4 protein-coding genes are annotated in these 20497 nt (G+C 74.0%); all 4 read right to left on the reverse strand.

Annotated elements, in window-relative coordinates:
- Positions 1-156: 156 nt before the first annotated feature.
- The 4 genes from ACFV0O_RS39545 to ACFV0O_RS39560 all read right to left on the reverse strand — a co-directional run bounded on the left by ACFV0O_RS39545 (position 157) and on the right by ACFV0O_RS39560 (position 20274).
- On the reverse strand, positions 157-3606 hold the full coding sequence (locus ACFV0O_RS39545; protein ID WP_380349333.1) for a right-handed parallel beta-helix repeat-containing protein: 3450 nt from the start codon (positions 3604-3606) through the stop codon (positions 157-159).
- A gap of 103 nt (positions 3607-3709) precedes the next feature.
- Positions 3710-5053 (reverse strand): hypothetical protein, encoded by a 1344-nt coding sequence (locus tag ACFV0O_RS39550; RefSeq protein ID WP_380349336.1) that lies wholly within the window; start codon positions 5051-5053, stop codon positions 3710-3712.
- 113 nt (positions 5054-5166) lie between these two features.
- The gene (locus ACFV0O_RS39555) at positions 5167-5613 is read right to left on the reverse strand and encodes a hypothetical protein (protein WP_380349339.1); all 447 of its coding nucleotides are present in this window, start codon (positions 5611-5613) and stop codon (positions 5167-5169) included.
- A gap of 78 nt (positions 5614-5691) precedes the next feature.
- The gene (locus tag ACFV0O_RS39560; protein ID WP_380349342.1) at positions 5692-20274 is read right to left on the reverse strand and encodes a protein-glutamine glutaminase family protein; all 14583 of its coding nucleotides are present in this window, start codon (positions 20272-20274) and stop codon (positions 5692-5694) included.
- Positions 20275-20497: the final 223 nt, after the last annotated feature.

A 20497-nucleotide genomic window follows, 5' to 3' on the forward strand; every position in this document is an offset into this window, starting at 1 on the left:
CCGCGCGCGGGCCCGCGCCCCGGCGCGACCGCGGGACCGGGGCGCCGGGTGCGGCGCCGGCCGGGGTGGCCGGCACCAGCAGGACACCGCAGCACAGCACGGCGGCGGCCGCCGTCGAGGCGGGCCCGACGCGGCGCGGGCGGGCGTGAGCGCCCGTCACGCGCCGCTCCGCTGGAGCAGTGCGGGGATGTCCTGCGGGAGCAGCAGGCTCAGCTCCGACACGTCGCCGATGTCGAGGCGGGCGAGGCGGCCGGCCTGCCGGGTGATCATCGCTTCCAGCGTCTGGCGGGCGAAGCGGCCGTTGCCGAAGGTGCGGTCGCGCGGGACGGCTTCGCACAGCTGCGTCAGGGCGGCGAGGGTCTCGGGGGCGCAGACGTAGCCGGCCTGTTCGGCCTGCAGCCGCACGATGGTGACGAGTTCGTCGGCGCTGTAGTGGTCGAAGGCGATCTGCTGGGAGAAGCGGGAGGCCAGGCCGGGGTTGGAGGCGAGGAAGCCCTGCATCTCCTCCTGGTAGCCGGCGACGATCACCACGACCTCGTCGCGGTGGTCCTCCATGAGCTTCATCAGGGTGTCGACGGCCTCCTGGCCGAAGTCGCCGCCGGAGCCGCCGCCGCGCGGGGTGAGGGTGTAGGCCTCGTCGATGAACAGCACGCCGCCGCGGGCGCGTTCGAAGGCGTCGCGGGTGAGCTGGGCGGTGTGCCCGATGTAGCGGCCGACCAGGTCCGCGCGGGCGGTCTCGACGAGCCGGCCGCCGGGCAGCACGCCGAGTTCGGCGAGGAGTTCGCCGTAGAGCCGGGCGACGGTGGTCTTGCCGGTGCCGGGGGGCCCGGCGAAGACCAGGTGGTGGCTGATCGTCGCGGTGGGCAGTCCGGCCTCCTCCCGGCGGCGCACCTGGGTGATCAGGTTGACCAGGTTCTCGACCTGTTCCTTGGCGGCGGTGAGGCCGACCATCGAGCGCAGCTGTTCCAGCAGTGCGGTGCTCCCGCCGCCGTCGCCCGCCGTGCCGGCGTCGGCGCGGGCCGCGGCGGCGGCCTCGGCGCCGAGGTCCTCGGGCAGCAGCAGCGGCAGGTCGGCGTCGGTGACTTCGGCGAGTCCGGCGAGCCGGGAGGCCTGCCGGTCGACCATCTCCTCGAAGACCTTGCGGGCGGCGCGGCCGTTGCCGAAGTCGGCGCCCTTGGGCATGCGGGTGAAGTGCGTCCCGAGCGCGTCGACGGCGGCGGGGTCGAGTTCGTAGCCGTGGGCGGCGGCGGCCCGTTCGACGATGGTGACGAGTTCCTCGGGCGCGTAGTTGCGGAACTCGACGGTGCGGCTGAAGCGGGAGGCCAGGCCGGGGTTGGAGGCGAGGAACTCGCGCATCTCGTCCGAGTACCCGGCGACGATCACCACCACGTCGTCGCGGTGGTCCTCCATCAGCTTGACCAGGGTGTCGATGGCCTCGCGGCCGAAGTCCGGCCCGGTGCCGCCGGAGCCGGCGGACAGCGCGTACGCCTCGTCGACGAACAGGACGCCGCCGAGCGCGGACTGGAAGACCTCGGTGGTCTTGATCGCGGTGCCGCCGACGATCGAGGCGACCAGGTCGGCGCGGGCGACCTCGACGAGGTGGCCCTCGCGCAGCACGCCGAGCTCGGCGAGGATGGCGCCGTAGAGGCGGGCGACGGTGGTCTTGCCGGTGCCGGGGGGCCCGGCGAAGATCAGGTGGCGGCCCATCGGCAGGGCGGGCATGCCGGCCTGTTCGCGGCGCCGGGCCAGCTTGTTGAGGTTGACCAGGGTGGCGACCTGGTCCTTGACGCCCTCCAGGCCGACCAGGGCCTGCAGGGCCGCCTGCGGTCCTTCCGGCTCGGGCGGCGGCGGGGCGGCGGCCGGGTCCGGCGACGGGTCGGTGGCGCCGTCGTGGTCGGCGGCGCCGTGGCCGGGGTCGCCGGGGGCGCCGGCCGGGCGGACCGCGGCGGGGCCGTCCTCGGCGCCGGCGCCGGCGGTGCCGTGGCTGTCGGCGCGGCCGTTGTCCCGGCTGGTGAGGTCCTGCACGGCCAGCCGGCCGCCGGCCTTGGTCTGGCGCAGCCCCGAGCCGCGGTTGCCGGCGACGGTGCAGCCGGTGATCCGCACGGGTTCCTCGGAGTCCACGCGCAGGCCGTCGCCGGCGTTGTCGGTGAGTTCGCAGCCGGTCAGGGCGGCCCGGCTGCCCGGGCCCAGCAGGACGCCGTGGCGGCGGTTGCCGTGCACCCGGCCGCGGGCCATGGTGAGTTCGCCGCCGTCCTCGACCAGGACGCCCTCGCCGGTCCATTCGGCGATGTCGCAGTCGCGCAGCGAGGCGACGCCGCCGGGGCCGACCTCGACGCCGGTGACCGCGGCGGCCTTGCCGGGGCCGGCGGCGGGGGCGCCGCCGCGCAGGGTGGTGCCGCCGACCTGGGTGTTGCCGCCGTCGGCGACGCGCAGCGCGGCCTGTCCGGTGGCGGACAGCACGCAGGATTCCAGCCGTCCGCGTCCTTCCCGCAGGACCTCGACGCCGTGGCCGCGCACCTCGGCGACGTCCAGGCGGCGCAGCAGCGGGTTGGCGCCGTCGCGGACGCTGACGCCCGGTCCGGCGGCGCCGCGCACCTCCAGGCGGTCGAACTCGGCGGCGCTCTCGCCGGTGAGTTCCACGCCCGCGCCGGCGCTGTCGGCGACGGCGGTGCGGGTCAGGGCGGGGCTGGAGGATTCGTCGACGAGGATGCCGGTGGTCTCGGCGGCGGACACCTCGCATTCCTCGAAGCGGCCCCGGGAGCGGCCGGTGACGTGGATGCCGTGGCCGCGGGTGCGCACGGTGCGGCAGCGGCGTACCAGCGGGTCGGTGCCGCCGGCCAGGACCAGGCCGTGGCCGCGGGTGGCGCTGACGGTGCAGTCCTCCAGGACGACCTGGGCGGCGGAGGAGACGTAGACGCCGATGGAGGCGTCGCGGACGGTGGTGCGCAGCACGCGGGTGGTGCTGTTCTCCTCCAGGGCGATGCCGGGTTTGTCGGTGGCGGAGATCTCGCAGTCCTCGATGGAGCCGCGGCCTTCGCCGTTGGCGCAGACGCCGTTGCCGCGGGCGTCGCGCATGACGCAGCCGCGGACGACGGGGTTGGCGCGTTCGCCGATGACGACGGCGGAGCTGCCGAGGTGTTCGATGACGCAGTCCTCGATGACGCTGGTGCCGGTGGAGGTCTCGACGATGCCGGCGCCGGCGGGGTTGACGACGCGGCAGCCGCGCATGGCGAGGGAGCCCTGTTGGCGGGTGAGGACGGCGGTCCAGGAGTTGCCGGCGACTTCGCAGTCCTGGAGGGCGGCCTGGCCGCGGGGGACGTCGACGGTGGGCAGTTCCTCGTCCTGGCCCTGGAGGACCAGGCCGGTGAGCTGGACGGCCTCGGCGACGACCTGGACGACGGCGCCGCGGCGCGGGGAGACGCGGACGCTGCCGCGGGCCTCCTCGGCGGTGATGGTGACCATCTTGGTGATCACCAGGTTCTCCTCGTAGCGGCCGGGGCGGACGCTGATGACCGCTCCGCTGCGGGCCGCCTCCAGGGCGGCGCCGATCGTGCGGTAGCCGCCGTCGCTCGGCTCCGCACAGACCGTCAGCACGTGGCGGGTCATGGGGCGTTCTCCTCCGTCGTTCGTGGGGCTGTGGTGCCGGTGGTGCTGTGGTGCCGGTGGTGCTGCGGTACGGGGTGCCGGGGCGGGGCGGGGGTGGGCCGGGTCAGCCGGTGCAGTTGGCCTTGACGGCGGAGGCGGCGTGGTGGGCGTAGGTCACGGTCCCGCCCTTCCAGTCCTCGCCGCGGCTGTGCAGCACCACGGCGATCTTGCCGCCGCTGAGCGGGAAGGTGCCCGCGGGGACCCACTGGCCCCTGCTGGCGACCTGGTTCACCTGGAAGGTCCGGTTCTGCACGGTGTAGTAGGTCGGGGCGCCGCCGACCGCCTTGAGGTCGCCGTTGGGCACGTAGACCGACAGGTTGCAGGTGCCGGTGGTGAGCGAGCCGGTGTTGAAGGTCCACACCACCGTGTTGCTCTTGTCGTCGTTCGCGTCGCCGGACATCGGGACGGAGGTGAAGCCGCCGCCGCAGCCGTCGCCGGTGTAGCCGCCGGAGTTCTTCCGCCAGCCCTCCTGGCCCTTGTCGTACCAGCCGTTGAGCTGCATGGAGGTGGAGCCGCCGCAGCCGGGGCCCGCGACGGCGTTGTAGGTGGGCGGCGGGGGCGGGGGCGGGGCCGGCTGGGTGGTCTTGGCCGGGGGCGGGGCGGGTTGCTGGGCGGGCGGGGGCTGCTGGGCGCCGGGCGGCTGCTGGGGCTGGGTCTTCGGTGCGCCGGCTCCCTGGCCGGTGCCCTGCCCGGTGCCCTGCCCGGTGTTCTGCCCGGTGCCCTGGGCGGGTGCGGGCGCGCCCGCCTGGGCCGGGGCGCCGCCGGTGGCGGGCCGGCCGGCCGGCGGTGCGCCCTGGCCCGGGTCGGGGGCCTGGGCGGCGAAGGGCAGGCCGGCAGCGGCGGCCCCGGCGGCGACGGGCACGATGCCCTCCCCGGGCGCCGGTCCGCCGGCCGGCTGGCCGGCCTGGCCCGGCTGCAGGGGCTGGTCACCGGGCGGGTTGCCGGGCGTGTCGGCACCCGGCACGTAGCCGTCGCCGCCGTCCGGCTGGGAGTACCCGCCGGGCGGCGGGCCGTCGGCGCCCGGCGTGCCGGGGCCGTTCCCGCCGAACCCGGAGACCCCCAGCGGCACACCGACCAGCACCAGGCCGGCGATCACCGCGGCGGCCACCATCGGCTTGGGGAGGCGGCGCTGGCCGCTCTCCTCCTCGGCCGCCCCCGCCGGTGCGGGCGCGGCGCTCACCCCGGCGCGGGCGCGTCCCGTCGTCGCGGCCCGGGCGGCCGCGGTCCCGATCGCGGGCACCGGCCCGGCGGCGCCCACCGCCGCGGGCGCCTGCTCCTCGGCGCGGGCCGCGCCCTGCCCCGGCTTCCCGGACTCCTCGGCCGGCTCGGGCACGGCCCAGGCCACGGCGGGCAGTTGGATACCCCCACCCGACGGCTGACTCTCCCGTCCGCTGCGCACCTTGCCCACCCAGGCCTCCTGGCCCTCGACGACGACACCCGACAGGGGCGGCCCGCACCGACCTCACCGGTCGCGGCGCAGCGGCCCCTCCCCTAAGCCACGGACGGCGCGGCCCGGCGGGTTCAGCCGGTGTCCGGGCGCCAGGCCGGCTCGGCCGGCTGCGGCGGGTGGAGGACGAAGTCGGCCGCCCGTTCCAGGGTCGCCGCGTCCGGCCGGGGGCGGGCGTCGCCCCGCTCGCGCAGGTGCGCGAGCAGCCCGGGCTCGGGGGCGATGTCGTACTCCTCCAGGTAGTAGGTGACGGTGTCGGTCCAGATCCACTCGCCGTCGGTGCGGTAGTTCAGCGGGACGGCGCCCCGGCGGGAGGTGTCGAAGACGTCGTCCATGAGCATCGGTGTCATCAGCACCGCCGTGCCGGCCCGCAGGTACGCGGCCAGCGCGGCCCGTTCCGTCGCGTCCTCCACCACCGGGCGGTCCCACGAGAACCCCGGCCCGGTCACCGGGTCGACCATGTCGAAGACCGCCGCCAGACGGAACTCCTCCGCGCCGGCGCGGCCCTGCTGCTGCTCCATGTCCTGCTCCCTGCTCGCTTCCACCCGGTGAACGGCGCCCGTCCCGCCCGGCGTTCACCGGGCGGGACGGGGAGCGCGTCAGGAGCCCGTGATGGCCGGCCGCGGCTTCTGCTTGAACCAGAGCAGGAGGGCGGCCTGCAGTTCGGGGGTGAGGGGGCCCCACGCCAGGATGCCCTTCTTCATGTGCTTGTTCAGTTGCGTGACGAAGTCCTTCTCCGTTCCCTCGTACTCCTTGACGAACTCCATGACCCGCTGCGCCGACCTCGGTCTGACCGCGCGGTTGATCACGTTCACGGACTCGGCCTCGGCCACCCGGGCCGCTTCCTCGGCTGCCCGCTGTGCCGCGGCGGCCTCCTCGGCCGCCCGGTCCGCGAGGCGCTGGTTCCAGGCGGACTCGCCGTCCTTCGAGGGGAAGTACTTGAAGGCGATGTCCTTCCCCTTGGGCACGTGCCCGCCGGTGGAGTCGAGCCTGGCCGCGTCCGGCCAGCCGTATTCGATGGTGCCCTCCACTTCCTTCCCGTTCTTCTTGAACGTCCGGTTCTGGCTCGACACCGTCGAGTCATGGTTGGCACTCGTCTCGTACGCCACGTAGGCGCTGATCTTGGGGAACGCCTCCTGGAAGTCCTTGACGCCGTACTTGCAGCTGTCGCAGGTACCGCGGGAGGAGACCACGGTGAGCACGCCCTCGGGCTGGGGCGGCAGTGCGGTGCCGGGCCGCAGTGACGCCTTCTCCGGCGGCTTGCCGGGCGGCCTCTCCGAGGGATGGGGAACCGGCGCGTAGCCCCAGGACTCCATCTGCTGGAAGGCCTGCGCCAGCCCCTTCACCTCGGCGTCGTTGAGCTGCGTCCACAGGCCGTTGTCCCCCGCCCATCGGGTGACGGCCTTGAACGACCGGCTGTCGTTGACGGGGTCGTCCGAACCGTTGACGACGGACTCGGGCGTGTGCCAGACCTGCTTCTCCTCGCCCTTCAGCGCCAGGCCGACGACGGCGTAGGTCTTCTGCACGTTCCTGGTCTTGAACAGCGCTGCGAGGAGGGCATCGGTCACCATCCGCCTCGCCGCCTCCGGGGAGTCCGGCTCCTCGACCTTCTCCTTGCCCTTGCCTTCCGTCGCCTCCTGCGGCTTCCCCTCGGCCTGCGCGTCGTCCGACGTCTGCTTGCCCGACAGCTCCATGGCGACCAGGTCGGACGTGAGGGTGTCGGTGCTCCTGGTGTCGGTGCCCTTGACGTCGGTGGTCTTGGGGCCGGTGGTCTTGGGGCCGGTGCTCTTGGGGTCGCTCTCCCCGAAGAGCTGCGTGTGCGACATCGGCGTCAGACCGTCGCGCTTCCACGCGTCGATCTGCGCCCTGGTCGTCCCGTCGATCAGGGCCGCGGACTCGGCGTCCGACCGGCCCTCGCGGTTCGGGGCGCCGAAGAACTCCCACGGCGCCCGGTGCACCACGGGTGTCCCCTGTCCGGGCACGGAGAGCGTGTCGTGCCACTGCGCCAGGGTGACCGCGCGGTCGGGGAAGAGCAGCGGATCGATCACCCGGCTCCCCTCCGCGGTCTCGACCAGCACCGCGACGTGGTGGTTCCACTGGTAGTCCGGGTGGAGGCGCTCGTGCCCGGCCTCGGGACGGGCCCAGACCTTGGCGAGGTGCCGGCGGCCGATCCCGGGGTTCGCCGCGGTGATGAGCTCGGACAGTGCGTGGGCCCGGAGTTCGCAGTCGTGGACGAGGTTGCCACCCTCGGGGTCGTAGCGGCTCATCACCTCGGTGTGGAGCGCCCGGAACCGGTCGGCGGAGGGCAGCGGGACGGCCTGGCGGGCCAGGTCGTCCCGGCGCAGGGTCAGATCCTCACGCCGGCTCTCCGTCGCCGGGTTCAGCAGCCCCAGCAGCGCGTCGGCCGCCCGCACCGAGTGGAGCGGGCCGACGTTCTGAATGGCCGTCAGGACGTCCCGTTCGGCGGTGATCCGAGTGAAGTAGATCTCGGGGGCGTGGCGCCTCTCCCCCTCACCCCACAATGCCGCGAGCCGGTCGGAACGGGTGTCCACGGTCTGCAGGAAGTCGCGGTAGTCCTCCGACGTGTAGGAGACGTCACTGTCGGTGTCGTCCTCCGACGCCATCTCCTCGTCCGAGTCGGACGACTCGTTCGGCCGGATGCGCTTGCCCGAGCTCGGGCCCTCGCCCGGGTCCGAGCCCGAACCCGAGTCCGATTCCGAGTCCGCCATCCCGCCCTTGCGTCGGCGTCCGGCGAACGCCACCGCGTCGTCGTTCGACGCCAACTCCCTTTCGTGCGGCTTGGATTGGGCCGGTATCACGGTGTAGCCCTCGGGTGCCGACGTCGAGCGCGGCGGGAGGGTTCCGTCCGCCGGCAGGTGGGCGCCGAGGGCGCGCACCACGGGCGGGGCGTCGGGGGACGCGTCCCGGGGGGCCGTCAGGCTCACCCAGCCGCCGTCCTCCACCAGGACGGGACGGCCGGAGCTGTCGAAGGCGACCTGCCGGCCGACCACCAGCGCTCCGGGGCCCTGCGGATCGCTGCGGAACGGCCCCGAGACCGGGGGCGCGAACCAGGCCAGGCCGCTGGGGGCGTAGATCTCCAGGTCGAGGCCGGGCAGCCGCAGGCGCAGCTCCCGCAGCACGCCCGCGGCGAACGACTGCTCGCCTCCGCGGGCCGACGAACAGGCCACCAGCTGGACGGGCTTGCGTCCGTCCCAGGACCCCTGTTCGTGCAGGGAGAGGATCAGGTCGGCGACTTCGCCCTCGGTGACCCGGGTGCCCTTCCAGCGCGGCACGCCGTCGGTGCCGGTGTGCATCGCCACGGTGAGGAAGCGTTCGTCGGCGGGGAAGCGGTCCAGTGTCCCGGCCATCCGCTGCCGGGCCTGCTCGTCGACGCCCGGGTCGTCGAGGCGGTGGGCGCCCGAGGCTTCGTGGTGGACCAGTGAGGCGCGCAGCTCGCCGCGCCGGTCGGTGACCGGTGGGGCGGCGGGCGGTGTGTGCTCGGCGTCCGGCCCGAAGTGCCCGGCGTCGGGCAGCGGCGTCAGCCCGGACTCCGGGTGCGCGGGCGCCGGGTGCGCGGGTTCCTGCGGTGCCTCGTCGTGGGCCGGCCGCTCGCTCCAGGGGCCGGGCCCGAACTCGGCGGGGCCGACGTAGAGGTCCGGCGCGCTGATCTCGATCACCCGGTTGACCTCGGCCGGGTCGTCCTTGGGGCTGACGCCGAAGCTCAGCAGGACCGGTGCGCCGTGCTCGTCGGTGCGGCCGGTGGCGACGGCGACGTGCTCGCCACGGCTGAAGACGACGATGTCGCCGGCACGCGGAAGCGGCGTGTGCGGATCGTTCGCGTCGTAGGTGGTCCTGGTGTGCGGGAGCAGGCCGGCGACCAGGTTGGCCGTCCACTTGGGGCCCGTCAGATCGGCCGCGTACAGGTCGTGGATCCGGTCCCAGCCGATCAGCCCCCCGGCGTGTGCGGTGAGCAGGACGGACTCCCAGCAGTTGAGCGTGGTGTCCTTCGCGAACGGCGGCGGCTGCTCCGCCGGGCCGTCCATCGCCCAGGTCGCGAAGTCGGTGCGCCCCAGGCCGAGGTCGCCCGAGGCACGCCACTCCAGGACGACCCCGTTGTGGGACAGGTCGCGCATGGCGTGCGCGAGCTGTCGGCCGCCCTCGGCGACGGGCAGGTCGAAGCGGCCGGCCAGGTGGTCGGCGCGCAGCGTCAGGAGGCCGTCCAGGAAGGCCGGGGGCAGCGAAGCGCCGTCGGTGAGATGGTCGAGGGCGGTGCGGCCGGTCTCGTCGATCAGCTCCAGTTCGTGCAGTCTGCGGCCCACCGCGGTCACGTCCGCCCGGTGGTTCGCGCCGCCGGGGCCGACGCCGGCGGTGAGTGCCAGGCCGAGGACGCCGGCGTGCTCGGGCGTCAGCGGCGAGCCGAGATGCTCGGTCACCACCCGGACGAGCGGGGCGACGGTCGTCGGGGGCACCGGCAGCCTGAGCGGAGGGGCGTTGCGGTTCCTGGCCCGCTCCTCGATGCGGCGCAGCAGTGGTTCCGTGTCCTGCCGGATCCGGCCGGCCAGGTCCGGTTCCAGGGCGCCGAGTTCCTCCAGCCGACGGGTCAGCGCCAGCACGTCGGCCGGGCGGTTGTTGTTCCGTCCTTCGTCCCCGACGAACGCGCCCGAGGCCATCCGCAGGCCCGGCCGGGTGTCGGGGACGTCCCGGTTCGCGGCGGCGGGCAGGACGCCGGGCGGCAGCGGGGCGGGCTGCACCGGCGCCTGCTCGGGGGCCGGCGGGGGCGGCGCCTGGGCGGGCCGGCGCACCGCCGTCACCGGCCCGGTGTTCCCCCCGGCCGGGGGTTCGGGCCGGTCGAGGGGCTGTTCGACCGCGTTGCGGAGCCGATCGTTGCCGCCGGTGGCCGGGGCGTCGCCGGCGTCGACGCCGGTGTGCGGCTGCGGGGCGGGGGTGGGGGCCAGGACGTCCTGCGGGTGGTTGCGCGGCGGCATGGTGCCGGCCACACGCAGCTCCACCGTGAAGGTGTGGCCGTTCTTCCCGGCGAACGTGCGGAGTTTGGCGGCGATCTTCTCGGCCCGTTCCGGGGTGGGCAGGGAGTCGTCGCGCCTGGGGGGCCGCGCGCCGGCCGGCTGCTCGGGGGCCGGGGCCTGGTGGCTGATGACGATGTGCCGCAGGTCGCCCCAGGACAGCGGGCCGTGGATCTGCGTCTCGAAGTAGCTGTTGGTGTCCATGCCCTCGGTGAGCATGCGCTCGCCGAAGTCGGGGTCGTGCCGGAAGCCGGTCGCCTCGCCGAAGACCCGTTCGACCATGTGCCGGTCGCCCCACAGGAGCAGCGGCAGCACGTGGGAGTCGGAGGTCACCGACAGGGCGCCCTTCTCCCGTGCCGTCCAGGAGTCGTTGGGGGTGTGGGTGACGCGGCCGCGGATGTCGTCGGACCAGTGCAGCGCGAACGCGCCGTAGCGGCGTGCCACGCCGTAGGGCTGCAGGTCGGAGACCAGTGCCCCGTACTTGGGCAGCAGGCCGCGGTCGTTCTTCTTGGGCGCGAACCGGCTGTCCTCGCTGCCGGTGTCCTGGAAGAGGTCGCGGGTGTCGTGGCTGCGGCGCAGGGCGGGCGCGTAGCCGAAGTGCTCCTCCACGGCGCCGCGGCGCGAGGGGACGACGGCGGCCTGGGAGGCTCCGGTCTCCCAGGCGTTGCGGAACAGTCCCTGTTTGTCGGCCATCAGCTTGTCGAGGAGGGTCTTCGGCTTGGGTCCCCAGGTGCCGAACATCCCGCCGGCCTTGCCGAAGGCGGTCTGGCGGTTGGCGTTGAGCGGCTGGTCGAAGTGGAAGTTGGTGGCGATGTACATGCCGGTGCGCATGTGGTTCTCGACGTCGGTGATCAGTCGGTCGATCGCCTGGGGGGTGTCGCGGGGGTACTTGGCCACCCATGCCCACTCGCCGGTGGCGGTGGTCAGCTTCTCCGTGAGCAGGACGCGGTCGCGCTGCTCGAAGTCCATCGCCTTGCGTTCGACCATGACCAGGGCGGCTGCCTGGACCGGGTGCAGGGTGTTCCAGTCGACGCCGGCGCCGGTGAGGCGGTCCAGGAGCGGCTGCGGGTGCACGTCCGGGTCCAGCGGGTGCTTCTGCGGGTCCTGCAGGTGCGCCACCAGTTCGACGTCCCGTGCGCTGGGGACCATCCGCTGCTTGGACTGGGCGTCCAGGGCGTGGCGGTCGAGTTCGGCCTGGAGTTCGCGGACCTCCAGCTCCAGCGTGTCCAGGAGCCGGCGGTGGTGGGTGTCCTGCCACGTGCCCGGGGCCGGGGGCGGCTGCGTCCGCAGCCGTGCGATCTCCTGCTCGCGTGCCTGGGACGCGGCGGCGAGGTCGCTCCCCTCGTGGTCGAGGTAGGTCGTGAAGGCCGAGCGGAGCTTCTCCTGCGCCCGGTCGATCTGCCGCTGCAGCTGCCGGTGTTCGGGGCTGCCCTCGGGCAGGTCGGCGATCTGCCGGCGGAGTTCGCCCAGCTGCCCCCACTGCGCGGACCGGAGCGGGTCCTCGGCGTCCGGGCCGGGCAGGCGCATCGGGACGTCGAGCGGGTGGCCGGCCACGTCCATCCGCGCGCCGGTCAGCGGCGGGGTGTCGTCGGCGGCGTGCTCGGTGACGCCGTGCTGCGTGGCGTCGTGCTCGACAGGGGTGATCTCGTCGCCGCTGTCGAGGATGGTCGGGGCGGTCTCGTGGGCCGGCGTCTCGTGGGCGGGCGGCTCGGGGACGGAGGGGTGCGGGACGACGCGGTCCAGCACCGGCGGCTGCCCGTGCAGGCGCAGGTCGACGGTGAAGTCGTAGCCGCGGTCCTGCCGGTGGGCGAGGAGCCGGTCGCGCAGCTGCCGGGCGGCCTCCGCCGTGGGCAGCGGCCCGGTCATCCGGTCGGCCGTCCGGCCTTCCGGCAGGTGCACGATGGTGACGCTGTGCAGGTCCTTCCAGTGCAGGTCGCCGTGGATCTGCGTCTCGAAGTACTCGTCGGTCTCCATGCCCTCGCGCAGCAGGCGGCGGCCGAACTCGACGTCGTGCTGGAAGCCGGTGGCCTCACCGAACACCCGCCGCACCATGAAGTCGGTGCCGTAGGTGAGCAGCGGCAGCAGGTGGGAGTCGGGCGTCACCGAGCGGGCGCCCATCGCGCCCGCGGACCAGGAGTCCTTGGGGGTGTGGGTGGCGCGGGCGCGGACGTCGTCCTTCCAGCGCATGATCGCGCTGCCGTAGCGCACCGCGACGCCGCGCGGCTGGAGTTCGGAGACCAGGGCCGCGTACTTCGGCAGCCGGGCGGCCTCCTTCTCGTCCGGGTGGAACGCGCTCTTGTCGGTCCCGGTGTCCTGGAAGTGGTTCCTGGTGGCCGGGTCGCGGCGCAGCGTGGCGGCATAGCCGAAGTGCTCCTCCACGCCGCCGCGGCGGGAGTCGTCCACGGCCGCCTGGGAGGCGCGGGTCTGCCAGACGTTCTTGAAGGTCTGCGAGGGGTCCTCGATCATCAGGTCGAGGACGGTCTTGGGGGTCGGTTCCGGCTCGGGCCGGGAGGAGCGGGCGCCCCCGGACGTGCCCAGGGTGGTCCTGCGGTTGTCGTTGAGGGGCTTGTCGAGGAAGAAGTTGGTGGCGACGAACATGCCGGTGTGCATGTGGTCCTGGACGGTGGCGATCAGCTGGTCGAGGGCCTGCTCGCTGTCGCGGGGGTAGTTCTGCGCCCAGGACCAGCTGCCAGTGGCCTGGCGCAGCCGGTCCTTGAGCACGGCGTGCTCGCGGGCGGCGAACTCCAGGCCCTTGCGCTCGGCCAGTACGAGGGCGGCCGCCTGGTCCTCGTTCAGGTTCTTCCAGAAGCCGAAGGGCCGGCGGGCGTCGGTGGCCGTGAGGTGGTCGTACAGCGCGTGGTCCTGGGCGCCCCATTCCCGGGGGCGGTCGCCGGGCACGACGGCGTCGCGGCGCAGGTGCTCGACCATCTCCAGGTCGCGGGCACCGGGCACCATGTCCTGGCGGGCGGTCGGCGCCGACGGGTCGTGCGGGAGGGCCTCGTCACGCGGGTTGCGGACCAGCGGCATGGGGGCGCCGGGGATCCGGTCGTCGCCCGCGTCGAGCAGGTGGGTGCCGTCCTCGTGCGTGACGGGGTGCGGGTCCGGGGTGTCGGTGGCGGCGGGGTGGACGTCCTTGCCCGTGACGGCGGTGTCCTTGCCGGTGGGGTGGACGGTGACGAACTCGGGGCGGGCCTGGCCGGGTTCGTGGAGCAGCACGAGCCTGGTGCTGCCGTCGCTCTCCTTGGCGACGTAGGTCTTGCCGGTCGTCGCGTGGACGGTGCGTCCGGTGGCGTCGGCGATCTGCTGCAGGCCCTCGCGGTTCAGGCCGGCGTCGCAGGACTCCAGGACGATCGGCGACTCTTCCGGTCGTTCGGACAGGCTCGGCCGGCGGCGCAGCACACCGCCGAACTTCTCGTACGAGACGGCCTGGTGGCCTTCCTTGCCCTCGGGGGTCTGGACGGCGACCTTCAGCTGTTCCGGGGAGCCGTGCAGGTTCGCGAAGTACGGTGTGGACTTCGGGTCCCACGGGACCCGGACGTCGGCGTCGTCGCCGTCGCGTTCGCCGGGCTTGTTCTCGCCCCGCCCGTAGGCCTCCCAGTCGAAGCCGCCGTCCGGGCGGACGGCCTGCTTCGGCGCGAAGTCCGGGTTGGTGACCTGGTGTTCGGCGGTCGTGCGCTCCGAGGGGAAGTTCAGGTGGGTCTCGCCGCGCAGTGCGAAGTCCGCCGTGGTGTGGAAGGAGCGTCCGACGTTGGCGCCGTTCTCCCCGACGATCGTGTGGGTCACCAGGTCGCCGTCGGCGGAGGGCTGGTGGTTGCCGGTGTCGTTGTCGTGGATGGTGGTGCCGGCCATGGCCAGGCCTAGGCCACCGACGCCGCCGTCGCTGTCGTGGTCGTGCTGGCCCTCGTGGGCGAAGCGGTGGGCCGGCTGGTAGCCGGGGTTGGGGACGAAGGTCACCGGGTGCTCGTACCAGTGGACGTCCGGGTTCTGCGGGTCGTGCAGCAGCGCGGTGTCGTGGACGATCTCGACGCCGACGACGAACTCGGGCCGGATGCCGCCCGGGAACGCCACCTCCTGTTCGACGTCCGCGAGTTGGCGGTGCGGAAGAGTGGCGCGCACGTCGATCCCGCCGGGCGCGTCGATCAGGTAGCGGTAGGCGGTGCCCCAGCCGGGACTCTGGTGGATCGCCGAGCGGGTGGTGCTGACGAACACCGACGCCGGATTGTCGACGAGGTAGGTCTCCAGTGGCACGTAGGTGTCCTCGCCCCGGGGCACGAACCCCTCCGCGAACACCTCCAGGTGGTCCCGGGCGCCGTTCTCCCACCGGTACAGCAGGCCGAAGTCCGCACGCCAGCGCACCGGGGTGACCTGGGCGGCGCCCCCGGCATCGGAGTCGGAGTCGGAGGCGGAGGCGTTGGCGGCCTCCTCGGCGGCCAGTTGCGAGTCGTGATCGGCGAAGATCCGGTCGCGGTCGAACCCGGTGACCGAGGCGTCCCAGGGCGCTCCCTCCTCCGGGTGCCAGGGGCCGGCCCCCAGTTCGGGGTGCGCCGGGCCCGGCACGAACGGCTGTCCGGCCCAGCCGGCCTGGTACTCGACCACGACGTGCTGCGCCCGGAGCGCGTCGACGCTCTGGTGGTCCAGCTCGAACCCCTGGGCCTGCTCGAAGGGTTCGCCGCCCTCCTGCCCGTGCTGCGGTCGGTGCTGCGACCAGGAGCCGTCGGAGTCGCTGTCGCTGCTGCTGTCGCTACTGCTGTTGCTGTCGCTGTCGAGGATGTTCGGGACGTGCTCCGGCGCCGGGGTGATCTCGTCGCCGTGGGGCGTGTCGGACTGCGGCCGCGGGACGGGGGTGCGGGGGCCCGGCCCGCGGTCGGGGACCGGCGGTGCGGAGGCCGGCTGCCGGGGGCCGTCGCCGTCCTGGGCCGGCGGGTCGTCGTGGGCGGGCTGCTCGCCGCCGGCCGGGGAGTCGAGCGCCAGGTCGTGGAGGGACCAGTCGCCCACCAGGTGCTCGTCCGGGAAGCGCCCCTCCGGCGCCACCTCGCTGCGCAGCTCCTGCTCGGTCAGCGGCGGGAGGAGGCGGTAGCGGTGGTAGGTGTCGCTGTAGGTGAGGTCCGTCCCGGTGAGGTTCGGGTTCGCGCGCTCCTCGGGGGTGAGGCTCTCGGAGAACAGGCGGGAGCCGGTCATGATCTCGTGGAAGCTGTGGTCCTCCGACTCCAGCATCCAGCCGAGCAGGGCCAGCCTCAGCTGCTCGAAGTCGACCGGGCCCTCCCCCAGCTCGGCGAGCTTCGTCTTCCCCGCGTCCGTCTTGACGAGTTCCTTGACGGCCTGGAGCATGCCGAAGGCCGTGCCGGAGGTACCGCTGACGACCAGCCCCCCGCTGTCGTGGGCGGCTTGCTGGAACTCGGAACCGAGCTTGTAGTGGAAGGACTTGGCGCCCGGCTGCCAGCCGAGCCGGCCGTCCTTCTCCACGGCGCTGTACCACTCGCCCCGGCCCAGTGGCGGGTTCACCTCGAAGGGGTTGCGGTCGGTTTCGAGGATGGTCTTGGCCTGGCGCTCCGCGGCCTTCTGCGCGGCCTCGACCACCCGCTTGCGTTCCCACTCGGCGATCTGCCTGCCCCGGATCTCGGTGTAGGCGTCCCGGATCCCCTCGATGACGGGTCCGTACCGCTCGTCGGTGCGGAACGATGCGAAGGGCTCCTGGTGCCCGCGCTCGGCGGGCGGCTTGAGCAGTTCCCCGTAGGCCTTCTTGATCTCCGCGGTCAGCGGGTTGACGACCTCCGCGCCGATGTCGTGGCGGTCCGCCCGTTCCTGCTTCAGCTGTTCCGGTCGCGGCAGTTGCCGCTGCCGTACGAGCTTGGCGAAGTGGTTGGAGGTGTAGCCGTTGTAGAGCAGGGCCATGCGTTCCCGGAGGTTTCCGCGGTCGACGACCTCCTGCAGCATGTGCCGGTCGGTGCCGACCATGCCGGTCGTGCCCGTGCTCCTGGAGCCGAACTGGGTCCGGTCCTTGTCGTTGGTGGTCATGGCCCAGGCCAGGTCCACGACCTTCTTGACCTCGCGCTGGACGTCGGCGCGTTCGAGCAGGTGGGTGGCGAGCCGCCGCTCGTAGGCCTCGGCCTGCTCGCGGTAGCGGATGCGCCTGAGGTCCCCGGGCTCGGCGGGCGGGGCGGAGTCCAGGGCCTCGCTCCTCGGGACCGGATCCGGTTCGCGGGCCGGGCCTGACGCGTCGTCGCCGTGCGGGAGTTGCCGGGCCTTGTCCTGGTGCGCCTTGATCAGGTAGCCCTCGAACTCCGGGACGAAGTCCTCGGTCCGGTAGTGGTTCCAGACCGATGCGCCCTCCTTGACCTTCAGGCCGGCGATCCGCAGACCGCTGGACTTGTCCGCGGACTGCGCTCCTTCCCGGAGGAGGCCCTCGTAGAAGCCGGGGTGGAACTTGAACTGCGTCCCGTCGGTGAGGAAGTCGTACTTCTTCAGCGTCTCCGGGACCTCCTTGGCCGTCCAGTCCTCGGTGATGTTCTTCACCTTCAGACCCGTCGCCTTGCGGGAGAGGAGGAACTCCATGACCACCGGCAGGCCGGAGAGGGAGTCGCTGTAGGTGGCCGCGTGGTCGAAGTCGTGGCCCGTGTAGAGCCCCGGGCCCAGCTGGGACCAGCCCTCCTTGTTCTTGACCGCGCCGATCTTGCCCTGGAGCAGGTACCCCCGCAGCGTCCACGCGTCGGTCACCCGGAAGACCGGCTGCCCGGGCTCCATGGCGACGACGACCATGTCCGGCTGGACCCGCCCGGCCAGTTCCTTCGCCACCTTCGGGTCGACGGTGGCGCCGGTCTCCACCGCCACCGGCCCCCGCGTGTCGGGGCGCAGTTCGGAGTAGTGCGCTGCCAGTCCCCTGCCGGGGTCGCGGTAGACGTGCACCTCGCCGCCGTGCGCGCCGGGGTTGAACTCGGTCCGGCCGTTGCCCGCGTGGACCACGAGGTGGAGGTCGAGGGCGTGGGCGACGATGGCCGGCGCCTGGTCGTAGAACGAGGTGTTCCACAGGGACCGGTTGCGCAGCCCCATGTCGTACAGGTCGCTCATGCGCAGGTTCCCGAGGTCGCTGCCGGACAGCGTCGACGGCTGCTCGTCCCCCGAGTTGAGATGCACCTGCCATGTCTGGTTGCGCTCGTGCGGCTCCAGACGGTCCTCGGGCCGCTGGCCGGTGGCGTCGGCGTTGTGCCGCATCGCGGCGCCGGCGTCGCTGCGGAACCACTGCGACGCCAGCTCGCGCAGCCCGTGGACGGTGAGTTCGCCGTGCTGCCAGCCGTCCAGCCCGCGGGCTCCGGCGAGGACGGCGTGCAGCAGGCAGTCGCCGTCGCCCGGCACGCTGACGACGTGGTAGAGCCGGCCGCCGTCCAGCACGTTCACGCGCGACTCGTGCACCGGGGCCGGAGCGTTCGGCGCCTTGCTGGCGGGGGTCCCGACGGCAGGGGTCACGTCGGTGTGAGTCACGTCGGTGTGAGTCACGTCGGTGTGGGCCACGTCCGTGTGGGTCACGTCCGTGTGGGCCGCACCGTTCAGCGGGGCCGGGGCGCCCGGGTCCTCGGTCTGCCCGTGCTGCTGCGTCAGCGGGGCGTGCGCCGTCTCCTGGTCGGAGCGGTGCTGCCCGTAGCTCAGGTCGCGCAGGACCGGGCCCGAGTGCAGGACCTCCTCGATGCGCTGCAGGTGGCGGGGCAGCACCGTGAAGTCGTCCCGGTGGGCCGAGGTGCCCATCACCCCGTTCTCGCCGGCCCACAGGTCGCGGCGGCGCAGCGCGAAGGCGTCGCCCGGCCTGGTCACCGGTTCGACGTACTCGTCGGGGAGGCCGAGGAAGTGCAGCACCTCGTGCAGCAGCACCCCGGGCGGGCTCTGGTCGGACCAGTGGAACTGGTCGCTGCGGTCGTTGCCGGGCACCACGGTGACGGTGCGGTGGGCGTCGGGCGCGGTCTTCGCGCCCTCGACCCGCAGGTGCACCTGGTCCCCGCCGGGCAGGTGGAAGCGTTCGTTGAACCGGTCGCCGACCACGTCCCGGGCCCGGTCGAGCGTCCGGGCGGCCTCGTGTGCGGGCAGCGGGCGGCCGTCCGGCCCCTGCAGGTGCAGGCGCAGGGTGAACTCGGTGACCCAGTGGCCGGGCCGGACCTCGAAGCGCCGCGCGTCGTAGCTGATCGTGGTGTCGGCGCCGTGCAGTCCGCCGAGGCTCGGCTGCCGGTTCTCGTACTGGTCGCGCACGCCGGGGCCGGCGATGTCGCCCGGGCCGGCCTGCCCGCGCACGAGGGGGTCGAAGCGCACCGTCTCCATCCGGGCGGGCGGCGCGAGGGTGCGGATGTCGGCCCAGGCGGAGGCGGGCAGCACCGCGTGCGGGGCGGCGGGCGGCTCGACCGGTGGCGGGACCTGCGCGGGCGGGGTCACGGCGGCGGGCGGTGCCGGTGCCTGGGCGGGCTGGTGCACCGCCGTCGCCGCGCCGGTGTTCTCCCCGGCCGGGGGTTCGGGCTGGCCGAGGAGCTGTTCGACCGCGCTGCGGAACTGGTCGTTGGCGCCGGTGCTCAGGGAGTCGCGCCAGATGTCCAGGTACTGGCGCACCTCGCCGGTCCGGTCGTCCAGGCCGTGCAGGAACGTGGTGAGGGTCGGCGTGTGCCCGGTGCCCAGGGCGGCCGAGGCCTCGCCGATCCGCTGCCCGCCCTGTGACGGGGTGCCGTTCGGTGCCAGCGTCCACGGGCGGGTCTCGCCGCCCGGGCGGGCCGAGATGCCGGGGGTGGCGAGGGTGAGGATCTCCTGCCACGTGTTGGCGCCCTCGGTGACGACCAGGGTCGAGCGCTGCTCGAACAGTTCCATCACCGCCGGCTGGACGCGTCCCAGCCGCAGGCGGTGGACGCTCCCGTCGCCGGCCGGGGCCTGGACGACGCCCCGGAGGCCGTCCAGCAGGTCGGCGTGGCTCTGACGGTCGTTCGGCTCGGCCCCGAGCAGGACCACGGCCGACGGCCGGCGCGGCTCCGGGATCTCTCGCAGCGCGGTTTCCATCCGGGTGGCCATGTCGCGGTGGCGGACCGTGCCGTCGCCGATCTGTCCGTAGTAGGCGGTGACCAGCCGGATCTCGCCGGCCTGGGCGCGGCGCAGGAGGTCGGCGACCAGGTCCGGAACCGGGTCGTCGGGGCCGGTGGCATCCGGCCAGTGGTCACGGACGTGGCCCGCGAGGTCCTCCGGGACGGGCTGCGGACGGAAGGGATAGGTGACGGTGGCGCCCTGGTCGTGCCACAGCTCCGCCAGGACCTCGTCCCCGCGGCGGATCTGCCGGGGGTGGCTGTCCCAGAGGAAGGGCTGCAGGATCAGGGCGTCCGGATCCTGCTCCCCGGTCATCTCCCGGAGGGACGGCGCCAGGTTCTCCTCGAAGTAGGCGGCCGTGTCCTCGCCGTGCGGGGCGTCCAGGGCGGCGAAGACGGTCAGCGTCCGGCCCTGCCCGGAGGACTGGGCTCCGGCCGTCAGGACGTCGGGGGTCAGGTGCTGGGTGGGGTTGATCACCCGGTCGCGGTTGTCCTCCTTCGTGACGGAGTTCGGGAAGTCGGTCTGGATCTGCGGCTGGTCGCCCCGGTAGCGGCCGCGCACGTTCGCGTTGGCCCCGGTGTTGACCAGCCATGCCTCGTCGGGGTCCGCCCCGTGCCAGGCGAAGTACTTCCAGTACGTCTCCAGGTCGGCGGCGATCCGCCGCTCGGGCGCCTTGTAGGCGACGTCCAGCGGTGCTCCCGCCGGGTGCGCGGTCACCCGCATCCCCTGGTGGACGCCCGTCCACGGGCCGTGGAACAGGTCGTAGGAGTGCCGGGGGTGCCCGACGTCGGCGGAACGGCCGAGCCGTTCGGCGTAGAACGGCGCCTTGCCGCGCGCGAAGGTCAGGTGGACCTCGCCCTGGTAGCCCATCGCGGCCAGGCCCTCCAGCACCCGCAGGAAGGCGACCTGGTGGCCGCTGCCGGGCGAACCCGGGTCGACCAGGCTGATCCGCGGGTAGCGCTGGCGCAGCTGCTGCCCGAGGGCAGCATCGGCCGGGGACACGGTCGGCGCCTCGCCGGTGTGCGGCGGCAGTGCGGCGAGGTGCTGTTCGTCCTCGGCGCGGTGCTGCTCCCGGATCTCCTGGACCGGCCCGTGGGAGGGCGCCGACACGACCGGCACGGCGACGGGATGTGCCGCACCGCCCGGCGGCGGGGGTGCCAACGGACCACCCGGCGGCGGCGGGGGCGGCGGACCACCCGGCGGCGGGGGCGCCAACGGGCCGCCCGGCGGCGGCGGGGGCGGCGGAGGTCCGCCCTGTCCGGCGGGTGCCAGCGGACCGCCCGGCGCGGGCGGTGCCAGCGGACCGCCCGGCGGCGGCGGGGGCGGCGGCGGAGGCCCGGGC

It is taken from the genome of Kitasatospora sp. NPDC059577 (assembly GCF_042735475.1).
Lineage (GTDB): Bacteria > Actinomycetota > Actinomycetes > Streptomycetales > Streptomycetaceae > Kitasatospora.